Below are 13,866 nucleotides of genomic sequence, written 5' to 3' on the forward strand. Positions count from 1 at the left end.
AGCCGCTAGACCTTCGTGATGCTCACCCGCACGCCGTCGCCGATCTCCGAGCCGTCGGCGGGCTCACCGAACTCGAAGCTGGTGGCGAGGATCTCCCCCGCGATCAGGTCGCGGTGCGTCTGCGCCCAGTCGGCCCGCTCGCCGGGCACCGACATCACCACGCTGATGCGGTCGGACACGTCCAGCCCGGTCGACTTGCGCAGTTCCTGCAGCTCTCGGATCCGGTCCTTGGCCCAGCCCTCGGCCTCCAATTCCGGGGTCACCGTGCCGTCGAGGACCACCAGACCGGACCCGTCGGGCAGCGCCGCAGTGTAATCCGGGTCGGCGGCCACCAGCCGGGAGCTGTACTCGTCAGGCTGTAGCACCGCGGGACCCGCCGTCAGGGTGCCGTCGGGGTTGACGACGCCCTCGCCGGCCTTGACCGCCTTGATCGCCGCCTGCACATCCTTGCCCAGCCGCGGCCCGGCCACCCGCGCGTTGACCGTGAGCTCGAACCGGCCGTACGTGTCGATCGCGTCGGTCAGTTCGACCCGCTTGACGTTGAGCTCGTCGGCGATCAGGTCGACAAACGGCTCGAGCCGCTGCGGATTCTCAACGGCCACGGTCAGTTTCGGCAACGGCAGGCGCACCCGCAGCTTCTTCGCCTTGCGCAACGACGACGCCGCCGAGCAGACTTCCCGGACCTGATCCATGGCGGCGACCAGGCCGGCATCCGCGGGCAGCGCGTCCGCGTCCGGCCAATCGGTCAAATGCACCGAGCGCTCGAACGTCAGGCCGCGCCAGATGATCTCCGTCACCGAAGGCAACAACGGGGCGGCCAGGCGGGCGCTCACCTCCAGCACCGTGTGCAAGGTGTCGATGGCGTCGGCGTCTTCCTCCCAGAACCGCGAACGCGACCGTCGCACATACCAATTCGTCAGCGCCTCGGTGAACTGGCGCAGCTGTTCGCAGGCCCCCGAGATGTCGCAGACGTCCATCGACGCGGTGAGGTCGTCGCGCAGCTCCGACAGCTTGGCCAGGATGTAGCGATCCAGCACGTTGGCCGAATCCGTGTGCCAGTTGCCGACTTTCGGCGCGTAAAGGGCAAGGAAGCTGTAGGCATTCCACAACGGCAGCAGCACCTGACGGACGCCTTCGCGGATGCCTTGTTCGGTGACGATCAGGTTGCCCCCGCGCAGGATCGGCGAGGCCATCAGGAACCACCGCATCGCGTCGGAGCCGTCGCGATCGAACACCTCCGAGACGTCGGGGTAGTTGCGCAGCGACTTGCTCATCTTCTGGCCGTCGGAGCCGAGCACGATGCCATGCGCGACACACGTTTTGAACGCCGGACGGTCGAACAGCGCGGTGGCCAGCACGTGCAGGGTGTAGAACCAGCCGCGCGTCTGGCCGATGTACTCAACGATGAAGTCGCCCGGGTAGTGCCCGTCGAACCAGTCCCGGTTTTCGAACGGGTAGTGCACCTGGGCATACGGCATCGAGCCCGAGTCGAACCACACGTCGAGCACATCAGGGATGCGCCGCATCGTGCTGCGCCCCGTGGGATCGTCGGGGTTGGGCCGAGTCAGCTCGTCGATGTAGGGCCGGTGCAAGTTGGTGGGCCGCACCCCGAAGTCGCGTTCCAGCTCGTCGAGGCTGCCGTACACGTCGACGCGCGGATAGGCCGGATCATCGGACTTCCACACCGGAATCGGCGTGCCCCAGTAGCGGTTTCGCGAGATCGACCAGTCCCGCGCGCCCTGCAGCCACTTGCCGAACTGGCCGTCCTTGACGTGTTCGGGGTACCAGGTGATCTGCTGGTTGAGTTCGACCATGCGGTCGCGGAATTCGGTGACGGCGACGAACCACGACGACACCGCCCGGTAGATCAGCGGATTGCGGCAACGCCAGCAGTGCGGGTAGGGGTGCTCGTAGGTCTCGTGGCGGATCAGCACGGCGCCGTTGGCCGCCGCCGGACCGCTGCCGTTCTTCAGGTCGCGGATGATGTGCGGATTCGCGTCAAAAACCCGCTGCCCCTGGTAATCCGGGACGCTTGCGTCGAACCGGCCCTTCGAATCGACCGGGGTGACGGGCACGATGCCGGCCGCATCACAGGTCGCCATGTCGTCCTCGCCGTAGGCCGGCGCCATGTGCACGATCCCGGTGCCGTCCTCGGTGGTCACGAAGTCACCGGGCAGCACTCGGAATGCGTGGGGGGTGTCCATGAAATACGGGAACGGCGGAACGTAGCGCAGACCCAGCAGGTCCGCGCCCCGATAGGTACCCAGCACGTCCGGCTCTTCACCCAACTCCCGCGCGTACGCGGCCAGCCGCGCCTCCGCCAGCACGAAGCGGCGGCCGTCCGCCTCGACCGCCACGTAGGTCACCTCGGGGTTCACGGCCACCGCGAGGTTCGACGGCAGCGTCCACGGAGTCGTCGTCCACACCAACAGATAGGCGCCGTCGAGCTCACCCCCGGCCACCTTGAAGCCGACGGTCAGGGCCGGGTCCTGGCGGCTCTGGTAGACGTCGTCGTCCATCCGCAATTCGTGGTTGGACAGCGGGGTTTCGTCGCGCCAGCAGTACGGCAGCACCCGATAGCCCTCATACGCGAGGCCCTTGTCCCACAGCTGTTTGAACGCCCAGATCACCGACTCCATGTAGCTGGGATCCAGCGTCTTGTAGTCGTTGTCGAAGTCGACCCAGCGGGCCTGGCGCGTCACGTACGCCTGCCACTCGTCGGTGTAGCGCAGCACCGATTCGCGGCAGGCGTCGTTGAACGCGGCGATCCCCATGTCGTCGATCTGGGACTTGTCGTTGATGCCGAGCTGGCGTTCGACTTCCAGTTCGGCGGGCAGCCCGTGCGTGTCCCAGCCGAAGCGGCGCTCCACCTTGTAGCCGCGCATGGTGCGATACCGCGGCACGATGTCCTTGACGTACCCGGTGAGCAGGTGACCGTAGTGGGGCAGCCCGTTGGCGAACGGCGGCCCGTCGTAGAACACGTACTCCGGGGCGCCGTCGCGGCGGGCGATGCTGGCGCGGAAGGTGTCGTCGCGCGCCCAGTAGTCGAGAACCTCGACTTCGAGCGCCGGAAAATCGGGCGCACCGCCGGCCAGCTTCGGGTACGCCTTGACGTCAGCGTTCTCGGTCACGATCCGTGTCGTCTCCTGTGGCCATCATGCTCAGGCCGGGGACGACGACGCGCAAGGTGCGCGAGCGCCGCGGTACCACCCCGCTTGCCGCGCTCTCACGCGACCGCTCGATGAGGGCTGTGACGGGCCTACCCGTTCGGTTCTACTGAGCCTGCCGGCCGTTCTTCCGAAGGCTCCCCGGTGATCGCCGGATCGATGCCAGTGTCTCGATTCTACTCAAACCCTGCACTCCAAGGGGCTACCTGGTCTCAGGGAAGACCTGCGGCCGGGTAGCCCCTTGGAGGCGTTTAGGCCCGGACATCGAGCACGCCAACGCGCCACAGCGCGGCGTACACGTGACGCACCCCGATGGCCAAGAAGTGGGCGGCGCCGTCCACCAGCGGGTCGCTGATGACGATGGTCGTGCCCTCACGACGCGTTGCCTTCTTGGGCGCGGGAGCCGGGGTCGTGTCGCGCACCACGGTCAGCTTGCGGGCGGGCGCGACGGTTACCACTTCGTCGTGCAGAACTGCGGTCATGATCGTCTCCTGACGGAATCCAAACGAACGTTGACTGGACTGACGTGTCCCATCCCGTTGTGGTTCCGATCCGAGAACGCTTGGCGGGTAAGCCGATTAGCGTTGACGACTCAGCCGAGAACGTCGCGCTTCAGGTCGGATCGGGACGGAACACAGCCCGGACTTCGATCCGGACTATCGCTGGAACTCATACGTCCCTCACCTCCTCGACGTCACGACGCGTGCGGTTGCCCGCGCGATCCACGCGCACCAAAAGGAGTACAGAAACCGGCGAACCGCCGGAGATCCGCACCCCTCTCGTCAGAGCTTTGGCACTACACGACGTGTCCGATCCCTCGGAAGCCACCTGGGCTCAACCCTTAAGCCGGGAGGAGCTGTCCTGACCCGGGGCGTCTTTCGACGTTCGGGGTCAGTGGCCTGTATTCGTGTAGACGCCTCACCTAACGAGGTGCATACGCGACCGATCATGCATGACCGCCATGACACGGTCAATGTGATCTGTGCCGTGTGGCCGAATCTTTATGCAGTCATTACGCGGGCACTCAGGATTTAACAAGCTTCATCGGTGCCGCGCGGGCGTAGCCCGTCGAGCACCAGTGCCACCACGAAATCGGCCACCTGAGCAGCGGTGACGTCGTCGTCGGTGTTCAGCCGCCGTTGCGCCAGCTGGCCCACCAGCGCGGCAAGCGTGTACGCCACCATGCGCGGCGGGGCGCTCACCACTTCGCCGCGCTCCTGGGCGGCGACGATGAAGCTTTCGATGTCGTCGATGAACCGCTCGTAGATCCCGCCGAGATGTTTTTCGAAGCGCTCGCCCAGCGCGCAGGGATCCCGCAGCAACAGCTTGACCGTCGCCTTGTCGGACTCGAAGAACTCCAGCGTCGCCCGCACCGCGACCCGAAGCGACTCCTCCTGCCCGGCGTTCCCGGCCGGAGCCCCCAACGCCGCAGCGACATGGGCGCGCAGCGCGCCCTCCTCGGCCGCCATCAACGCGTGGAACAGCTCGTCCTTGGAGGCGAAGTACCAATAGACCGAGCCGTAGGCCAGGCCGGCCCGCTTCGCGATGTCGGCAATCGTCGTCGCATGAAAACCCTTGCGCGCGAACACTTCTTTGGCGGCCGACATGATCTGCTCGCGCCGCTGCGACTTGTCCTCGTCGCTGACCGCGCGGCGCCGTCGGGTCGCGCTGGTCACGTACCGACCAGGCCGTCGAGCCGGCCGATGGTGTCGATGAACTCCTCCACCATGTCGAGCACCACCGAGCGGACCGGGCGGACCCGGTCGAGCGAACCGACCACCTGGCCGACGAAGTACGTCGCCAGCTCACGCGCCTTGGAGTCCGGGTTGGTCGCGGCCTGGTTGATGCGCACCTGAGAGCCGGTGACCAGCGCGGTCTGCAGCGGCATGCCGAGCGGATCGGGGGCGTCGGGCCGCGCCCACTCGTCGGTCCAGGCCGTGCGCAGCATCCGCGCCGGCTTCCCGGTCATCGACCGGGAGCGCACCGTGTCCGAGGAGCTGGCCGCCAGGAACTTCTCCTTGACCACGGGGACCGTCTCGGCCTCCTCGGTGGTCAGCCACACCGAGCCGCACCACACCCCCTCGGCCCCCAGCGCCAGCGCGGCGGCGACCTGGCGGCCCCGCGCGATCCCGCCGGCCGCCAGAACCGGGACCGGCGCCACGGCATCCACCACCTCGGGCACCAGCACCATGGTCGCCACCTCGCCGGTGTGCCCGCCCGCCTCGGTGCCCTGCGCGACGATCAGGTCCACGCCCGCGGCCGCATGCCGCCGCGCGTGCTGCGTGGTGCCCGCCAGCGCGGCCACCACGACGCCCCGGTCATGGGCGCGCTGGACGAGGTCAGCGGGCGGCGGCCCGAGCGCGCTGGCGATCAGCCGGATGTCGTGCTCGAACGCCACGTCGAGCAACGGCTCGTAGCCCTTGGGCGAGATGTTCAGGCCCCCGGACGACGCCCTGGGCTCCTCGGCGGGGACCACGACGCCGTAGCGGGACAGGATGTCCTCGACGAACGCACGGTGCTCCTCGGGCAGCAGCTCGCGCGCCTGTTCGGCGTCGATCCCGCCCCGCTCGGCACCCACGTACTTGGGCGGCAACAGCAGGTCGACGCCGTAGGGCTTGCCGCCCGTCTGCTCCTCGATCCAGGTGAGCTCGTTGTGCAGGCGCTGGGGACTGTGCGCGACGGCGCCGAGGATCCCGAACCCCCCGGCGTTGGTTACCGCGGCCACCACGTCGCGACAGTGGCTGAAGGCGCAGATCGGAAACTCGACGCCGAGCATCTCGGCGACCCTGGTTCGCATTGCCCGACGCTAGGAGCTACTGACTGATAAGTCAATCGGTTAGGGCGACCGGCCGTCCGGCGGCCAGCTGGCCACGCCCTCTTCCAAGGGGACCTGGAGGCTGCGCAGGATCGACGAAACCATCCGCCAGGCCCCGATTGCGGTGATCAGCTCGATGAGAACCTTTGTGTCGCCGTGCAATTCGCGCTCGCACGCGGCCCAGCTCTCGGCGCTCACCGCGCCGTCGCGCACCACGTCGTCGGTGGCCGCCAGCACCGCGCGCTCGGCCGGCCCGAAGCCCTCATACCCGCGCCAATCGCGCACGCCGACGAGGTCGTCGGCGCTCACGCCCAACCCCGACGCGACCCGCCAATGCTGCGTCCATTCGTAGTCGCACGCGGTGAGCCAGCCGATCCGCATGATGACCAGTTCGCGCAGCCGCGGCTCGAGGGCGCCGTGCCAGAGCATCGTGGCCAGCAGGTCGTTGATGCCACGCGCCAGCGGCGGATGGTTGAGCAGAACCTGGAAGATGCTGAGCTCCGCCATGTAGTCGGGTACCGCGGCCTCGTCGGCGGCGGCCTTGGCCACGTCAAGCGGCAGTCGGGGGACCCGGGCCTGCCCAGTTGGTGGGGTCATGGTGTGGGCACTCCGTCCACTGGTGGACACCTCGCGTTCACCGGCAATGGTAGCCAGCGGCAGCAGACGCCAGAGGCGAAGAATCATGAACGAAAAGCCCGGAGCCCCAACGCCGCAACGCGGAACCGGGCGGTGAAAACCGCGGTTCCGGCACGGGTTGCGCCGGGGCCGCGCGTGCGAATGCCGTTGGCGCCCATCTGGATACCCCGACGCCGTCGGCTTCGTGCCGGTTCGCCGCGCGGGCCCAGCCCGTCCCTCCCCAGCGAATGAATTCAAAGCCGGGGGCTGCCGTGATCGGGCCGTGATCGGTCCCCCTGGACGGCGCCAACGCCCTGCGCCGGCCGCCACGGTTCGGCCCCGAACCGGACACGCCAATCACGACAAAGTATGAATCTCGCCACAATTCAGTTGGGACTTAACTTGCAATCTTAAAGATTTCAGCGATTTCCCTGCGGAGTTTCGCAATAGCCCCTAGCATGGCGTGATTACGCATCCTCGATGCAGGGCATCGGTGCGCCCAATTTCGTCTCTGTCTCGGCCCGCGCGGGTCGGGCTGCCTCAGCCCGCCCTCGGCGCCGCGCGCTGACAACGTCCCTGGTCACGCTTGTTCGGGCAGGTAAACGCCCGGACACCTTGGCGGACAGCGCCTCTGGCGGCGACGACGGTACGACGTTATGGCCAAATACCGTCCCAAAAGTATGCGTCTGGGCCTTTGGCCAAGCCGGACGTCGACCGGCCCTGGCCAGGGCATTGTTAAATTTCTGTACGTTCGCACGATTTTTCCACGCGTGAGAAGCGAAGCCGCTACGCTGCTGATCGCGCCATGTTCTTACGGGTGGGCTTCGATCCGGGGGTCGGTGGGTTTTTTGCGCGTTGCGGCGGAGTTGCCAGCTCGCACAAAAAAATTCGACGAGATTTCTCGAAGCCCGGATAAGAGCGAGCAGCAGTGATAGGAACTTGTGGATAGGCAAGGAGAGGTGAAGGACAGTGGATAAGGCAGGCGTGACTCCGGTTGCCGTCATCGGGATGGCATGCCGGCTGCCAGGGGGTATCAACTCACCTGACCTCTTTTGGGAAGCGTTGCTCCGCGGAGACGACCTTGTCAAGGAAATTCCCGCCGAACGCTGGGACGTCGACTACTACTACGACCCCGAGCCGGGCGTCCCGGGCCGGTCGGTCTGCAAGTGGGGCTCGTTCCTGGACAACGTCGGCGACTTCGACCCCGAGTTCTTCGGCATCACCGAAAAAGAAGCCACCGCGATGGACCCGCAGCACCGGTTGCTCATGGAAACCGCGTGGGAGGCCATGGAACATGCCGGCCTCACCAAGGACACGATGGCCGAGGAAACGGGCGTTTTCGTCGGATTGAACTACGGCGACTACCAATTCGTCCACGCCGCCACCGACGCCTTCGACGGTCCCTACGGAAACCCGGGGACCATCTCCTGCATGGCCTCCGGGCGCATCGCCTACGCACTCGGCCTGCACGGTCCTGCGGTCACCATCGACACCGCGTGCTCTTCCGGCCTGTTCGCCATCCACCAGGCCTGCCGCAGCCTCAACGACGGAGAGAGCAACCTCGCGTTCGCCGGTGGCGTGAACGTGATGATGGAGCCGCGCAGGTCCGCTTCCGCTTCGGCGGGGGGGATGCTGTCCGGCACCGGGCACTGCTTCGCGTTCGACGTGAAGGCCGACGGCTTCGTCTCCGGCGAGGGCTGCGTGGTGTTGCTGCTCAAGCGCCTGACCGACGCGCAGCGCGACGGCGACCGGATCCTCGGTGTGATCCGTGCCACGGCCGCCAACCAGGACGGCCACACCATGAACATCGCGATGCCGTCCGGCGAGGCGCAGGCGGCGGTCTACCGCACCGCGCTCGCGGCGGCCGGCGTCGACGCCAGCACCGTCGGCATGGTCGAGGCGCACGGCACGGGCACCCCGGTCGGCGACCCGATCGAATACGGCAGCCTGGCCGAGGTGTACGGCATCGGCAACCCCTGCGTGCTCGGCGCCTCGAAGACGAACTTCGGGCACACCCAGGCGGCCGCGGGTGCGCTGGGGATGATGAAGGCGGTTCTCTCCGTCCAGCACGGCGTGGTTCCCAAGAACCTGCACTTCGAAAGCCTGCCCGACGAAATGGCCCGGATCGACACCGGATTGTTTGTGCCGCAAGAGAATACGCCGTGGCCGCTGAATGGCGATCAACCGCGGCGCGCGGCGGTGTCGGCGTACGGAATCTCCGGCACCAACGTGCACGCCATCGTCGAGGAAGCCCCAGAACCGTTGTCGCGCAACGGCGCCGCGACCCGGCCCGGCCGCGACGGCACCCTGCTGTTCCCGCTGTCGGCCACCTCGGACGACAGCCTGCGCGAAACCGCCGCACGGCTCGCGGACTGGGTAGAGGCCCACGCCGGCGAGCTGGCGGCGCCGGACCTGGCCTACACGCTGGCCCGCAAGCGGGGGCACCGCTCCGTGCGCACCACCGTGCTGGCCAGCGACACCGCGGAGCTGCTGACCGCCCTGCGGGACGTCGCGAACGGTGACGCCCTGTTCCAGGAAGTCGTCGGCCAGGAGGAGCGCGGCCCGGTCTGGGTGTTCTCCGGGCAGGGCTCGCAGTGGGCCACCATGGGCACCGACCTGCTCGCGAACGAGCCCGCCTTCGCGGCGGCCATCGCCGAGATCGAGCCGCTGATCGCCCACGAGTCCGGGTTCTCCGTGACCGAAGCGCTGACCGCGCCCGAGAAGGTCACCGGCATCGACCGGGTCCAGCCGACGATCTTCGCCATGCAGGTCGCGCTGGCGGCCACGATGAAGTCCTACGGGGTCCGGCCCGGCGCAGTGATCGGCCACTCGATGGGCGAGTCCGCGGCGGCCGTGGTCGCCGGGGCGCTGTCGCTCGAGGACGGGGTGCGGGTCATCTGCCGCCGCTCGCGACTGATGACCAAAATCGCCGGCTCGGGCGCCATGGCATCCGTGGAACTGCCTGCCCAGCAAGTGCTTTCGGAGCTGATGGCGCGCGGCGTCAACGACGCCGTGGTGGCGGTGGTGGCCTCTCCGCAGTCCACCGTCATCGGCGGCGCGACCGAGACGGTCCGCGAACTGGTCGCGGTGTGGGAGCAGCGCGAGGTGATGGCCCGCGAGGTGGCCGTCGACGTGGCATCGCACTCGCCGCAGGTCGACCCGATCCTCGACGAGCTGTACGACGTGCTGGCCGAGATCGAGCCGCTGACCCCGGAGGTCCCCTACTACTCGGCCACCTCGTTCGACCCCCGCGAGGAGCCCTACTGCGACGCCAACTACTGGGTCGACAACCTGCGTCACACGGTCCGTTTCTCGGCCGCGGTGCAGGCGGCGCTGGAAGACGGCTACCGCGTCTTCGGCGAGCTGTCGCCCCACCCGCTGCTGACCCACGCGGTCGACCAGACCGCCCGCAGCCTCGACATGACGGTGGCTGCGCTCGCCGCGATGCGGCGCGAACAGCCGCTGCCCCACGGCCTGCGCGGCTTGCTGGGTGACCTGTACGCCACCGGTGCCACGGTCGACTTCTCCGTGCTGTACCCGGGCGGTCACCTGGTGGACGCACCGCTGCCCGCATGGACGCACCGTTCGCTGCTGTTGAGCCGCGAGGGCCACAGCTCGCGCGCGCTGGCTTCCAGCGTCGCGGTGCACCCGCTGATGGGCCAGCACGTCCGCCTGCCCGAGGAGCCGGAGCGCCACGTCTGGCAGGCCGACATCGGCACGGCGACGCTGCCCTGGCTGGCCGACCACCAGGTCCACGGCACGGCCACGCTGCCGGGTGCGGCCTACTGCGAAATGGCGCTGGCCGCCGCGCGCACCGTCTTCGGCGAGGCATCCGAGGTTCGCGACGTCCGCTTCGAGCAGATGCTGATGCTCGACGAGGAAACCCACATCAGCCTCACGGCCACCGCTGAGACGCCCGGCGCGCTCACCTTCGTGGTGGAAACCAACGAGGACGGCGTGCAGGCCCGCCGCGCGTCCGCGGTGCTGCACGACGTCGACGACGAAGACCAGCCGTCCGCGCAGGACATCGACGAGCTGCTCGACGCCCACCCGAGCCGCCTGGAGGGCGCCGACCTCCGCGACGCCATGGACCTGTGCGGCATCCAGTACGGTCCCGCCTTCACCGGCCTGGCCGGCGCGCACACCGCCGAGGGAACCGGCACCACGGTGCTGGCCGAGATCGGGCTGCCCAGCGTGATCCGGACCCAGCAGACGAATTACGGGGTCCACCCGGCGCTGCTCGACGCCTGCTTCCAGTCGGTCGCCGCGCACCCCAGCGTCGCGAACGCCAGCCTGGGCGGCCTGCTGTTGCCGCTCGGTGTTCGCCGGCTTCGGGTCCACGGCCCCGTCAGCACCGCCCGCTACTGCTACTCGCGGGTGACCTCGGCGAGCGGCGGAGCGGTCGAGGCCGACCTCGACGTGCTGGACAAGCACGGCACCGTGCTGCTGACCGTGCGCGGGCTGCAGATGGGCACCGGAATCTCGCCGAGCGGCGAGCGGGCCAAGGTGATGGCGGAGCGCCTGCTGACGGTGGAATGGCAGCAACGCCAGCTGCCCGAGGCCGCCGCCGCCGAGACCGGCGCATGGCTGCTGATCAGCACCTCCGACGCCGCCGACCTGGTGGCCGCGGCGTTCACCGACGCGATGAAGCTGCACGACGCGGAATGCAAGACCCTGTACTGGCCGCACCAGGCCGACCACCAGGCCATGGCCGGACGGCTGCGCGACGAGGTCGAGAAGGGCGAGTTCGCCGGCGTCGTCGTGGTGACGGAACCGAAGAACGGCAACCCGGACGACGAAAGCGCCGTACGTGGCGGTGATTTGGTGCACCACGTGGTGCGCATCGCCCGCGAGCTCCCGGAACTGCAGGGCGAGTCGCCCCGGTTGTTCGTCGTCACCCGGAACGCCCAAAAGGTGCTGTCGGAGGACGTTCCCAACCTCGACCAGGGTGGCCTGCGCGGCCTGCTGCGGGTGATCGGTGCCGAGCACCCGCACCTGCACACCACCCACATCGACGTCGACGAGCAGACCGGCGCCGAGCAGGTGGTGCGCCAGCTGCTGATGACGGCCCCCGGCGAGGACGAGACCGCCTGGCGCAACGACGAGTGGTACAGCGCGCGCCTGTGCCCCACCCCGCTGCGTCCCGAAGAGCGGCTGTCCACCATCGTCGATCACGAGACCGACGGGATGCGGATGCAGATCCGCACGCCGGGCGACCTGCAGACGATGGAGTTCGCCGCGTTCGACCGGGTGCCGCCGGGACCGGGGCAGATCGAGGTGGCGGTCACCGCGTCGAGCATCAACTTCGCCGACGTGCTCAACGCGTTCGGCCGCTACCAGAGCCTGGACAACATCCTGCCCCAGCTGGGCACGGACTTCGCGGGCGTGGTCACGGCCGTCGGACCCGACGTCACCAACCACAAGGTCGGCGACCACGTCGGCGGCATGTCCCCCAACGGCTGCTGGGCCACGTTCGTCACGTGTGACGCGCGCCTGGCCACCACGCTGCCCGAGGGGCTGAGCGACGCGCAGGCGGCCGCGGTGACCACCGCGCACGCCACCGCCTGGTACGGGTTGAACGAACTGGCCCGGATCAAGGCCGGCGACAAGGTGCTGATCCACTCGGGCACCGGCGGCGTCGGGCAGGCAGCAATCGCCATCGCCCGCGCAGCGGGGGCGGAGATCTTCGCCACGGCCGGCAGCGAGCAGCGTCGACAGCTGTTGCGCGACATGGGAATTGAGCACGTCTACGACTCGCGCACGGTCGAGTTCGCCGAGCAGATCCGGCGCGACACCGACGGCTACGGCGTGGACATCGTGCTCAACTCGGTGACCGGTGCCGCGCAGCTGGCCGGGATCAAGCTGCTCGCCCTGGGCGGACGGTTCGTCGAGATCGGCAAGCGCGACATCTACGGCGACACCAAGCTGGGTCTCTTCCCGTTCCGCCGCAACCTGGCGTTCTGGGGCGTGGACCTGGGCCTGATGTCGGTCAGCCACCCCAGCCAGGTCAGCCAGGTGCTGAGCACCGTCTACCGGCTGACGGCCGAGGGCGTGCTGCCGATGCCGGAGAGCACGCACTACCCGCTCTCCGAGGCCGCCACCGCGATTCGCGTGATGAGCGCGGCCGAGCACACCGGCAAGCTCATCCTCGACATCCCGCGGGCCGGCCGCAGCAGCGTGGTGCTGCCGCCCGAGCAGGCACCGGTCTTCCGGCGTGACGGCTCCTACATCATCACCGGTGGTCTGGGCGGCCTGGGGCTGTTCCTAGCCGAGAAGATGGCCGCGTCCGGTGCGGGCCGGATCGTGCTCACCTCGCGTTCCGAGCCCTCGCAGAAGGCGCTTGAAACGATCGAGCTCGTCCGAGCGATAGGTTCTGACGTGATCGTGGAGTGCGGTGACATCGCCCAGGCCGACGTCGCACAGCGGCTGGTGGCCACCGCGACCGCCACCGGCCTGCCGTTGCGGGGCGTGCTGCACGCCGCCGCGGTGGTCGAGGACGCCACCCTGACCAACATCACCGATGAGCTGATCGACCGTGACTGGGCGCCAAAGGTGTACGGCGCGTGGAACCTACACGAGGCCACCGCTGGCCAGTCTCAGAAAGCGGACCTGGACTGGTTCTGCTCGTTCTCGTCGGCGGCGGCCCTGCTGGGCTCGCCGGGCCAGGGCGCCTACGCCGCGGCCAACAGCTGGCTGGACGCGTTCACCCACTGGCGGCGCGCGCAGGGCCTGCCGGCCACCGCGATCGCCTGGGGCGCCTGGGGCGAGATCGGCCGCGGCGCGGACTTCGCCGAGGGCAGTGGCGCCGCGATCGCTCCCGACGAGGGCGCCTACGCGTTCGAAGCGCTGCTGCGCCACGACCGCGCGTACACCGGCTACAGCCCGCTCATCGGGACGCCGTGGATCGCGTCCTTCGCGGAGCGCAGCAAGTTCCTCGAGATGTTTAAGTCGGCCGGCGAAAAGCGTTCGGGCTCAAGCAAACTGCGCGCCGAGCTGTCCGACCTGCCGCTCGACGAGTGGCCCACCCGGCTGCGGCGTCTGCTCTCCGAGCAGATCGGCCTGATCCTGCGCCGCAACATCGACGTGGACCACCCGCTTTCCGAGTACGGCCTCGACTCGCTGGGCAATCTCGAATTGCGCACGCACATCGAGGCACAGACGGGGGTACGCATCACCTCGGCCGACATCACCACGGTGCGCGGCTTGGCGGATCACCTGTTTTCGAAGCTGGCTCCTAAGGAGGACGCTGCGGCACCCGCGTGAGATTGG

The 13,866-nt window shown here is 68.5% G+C and carries 6 protein-coding genes and 1 riboswitch; of the genes, 1 reads left to right on the plus strand and 5 read right to left on the minus strand.

Annotation, left to right across the window (positions count from 1 at the left end):
- Window positions 1–5: 5 nt before the first annotated feature.
- The 5 genes from ileS to AWB92_RS15220 form a co-directional block, all read right to left on the minus strand.
- Window positions 6–3,131, minus strand: coding sequence for an isoleucine--tRNA ligase (gene ileS / locus AWB92_RS15200; protein ID WP_085186709.1), 3,126 nt, complete (start codon window positions 3,129–3,131; stop codon window positions 6–8).
- A gap of 287 nt (window positions 3,132–3,418) precedes the next feature.
- Window positions 3,419–3,649: an Rv1535 family protein gene (locus tag AWB92_RS15205; protein ID WP_068104990.1), complete on the minus strand. Its 231-nt coding sequence runs from the start codon at window positions 3,647–3,649 to the stop codon at window positions 3,419–3,421.
- Window positions 3,650–3,934: 285 nt separating this feature from the next.
- A riboswitch (M-box (ykoK) riboswitch) is annotated at window positions 3,935–4,104 on the minus strand.
- Window positions 4,105–4,198: 94 nt separating this feature from the next.
- Complete coding sequence (locus AWB92_RS15210; RefSeq protein WP_241523463.1) at window positions 4,199–4,843, minus strand: TetR/AcrR family transcriptional regulator; 645 nt, start codon at window positions 4,841–4,843, stop codon at window positions 4,199–4,201.
- Window positions 4,840–5,964 carry a nitronate monooxygenase family protein gene (locus tag AWB92_RS15215; protein WP_085186711.1) on the minus strand — a complete coding sequence of 375 codons (1,125 nt, stop codon included), beginning with the start codon at window positions 5,962–5,964 and terminating at the stop codon, window positions 4,840–4,842. The genes AWB92_RS15210 and AWB92_RS15215 overlap by 4 nt, the downstream gene beginning before the upstream one ends.
- Before the next feature lie 39 nt (window positions 5,965–6,003).
- Entirely contained in the window at window positions 6,004–6,579 is a 576-nt protein-coding gene (locus AWB92_RS15220; protein ID WP_085186793.1) for a carboxymuconolactone decarboxylase family protein, read from the minus strand.
- A gap of 987 nt (window positions 6,580–7,566) precedes the next feature.
- Here AWB92_RS15220 and pks2 point away from each other — a divergent pair.
- Window positions 7,567–13,860, plus strand: a complete 6,294-nt coding sequence (gene pks2 / locus AWB92_RS15225) for a type I polyketide synthase (RefSeq protein WP_085186713.1) — start codon at window positions 7,567–7,569, stop codon at window positions 13,858–13,860.
- The last annotated feature ends 6 nt before the right edge of the window (window positions 13,861–13,866 follow it).

This window comes from Mycobacterium sp. IEC1808 (genome assembly GCF_002101935.1).
Lineage (GTDB): Bacteria > Actinomycetota > Actinomycetes > Mycobacteriales > Mycobacteriaceae > Mycobacterium.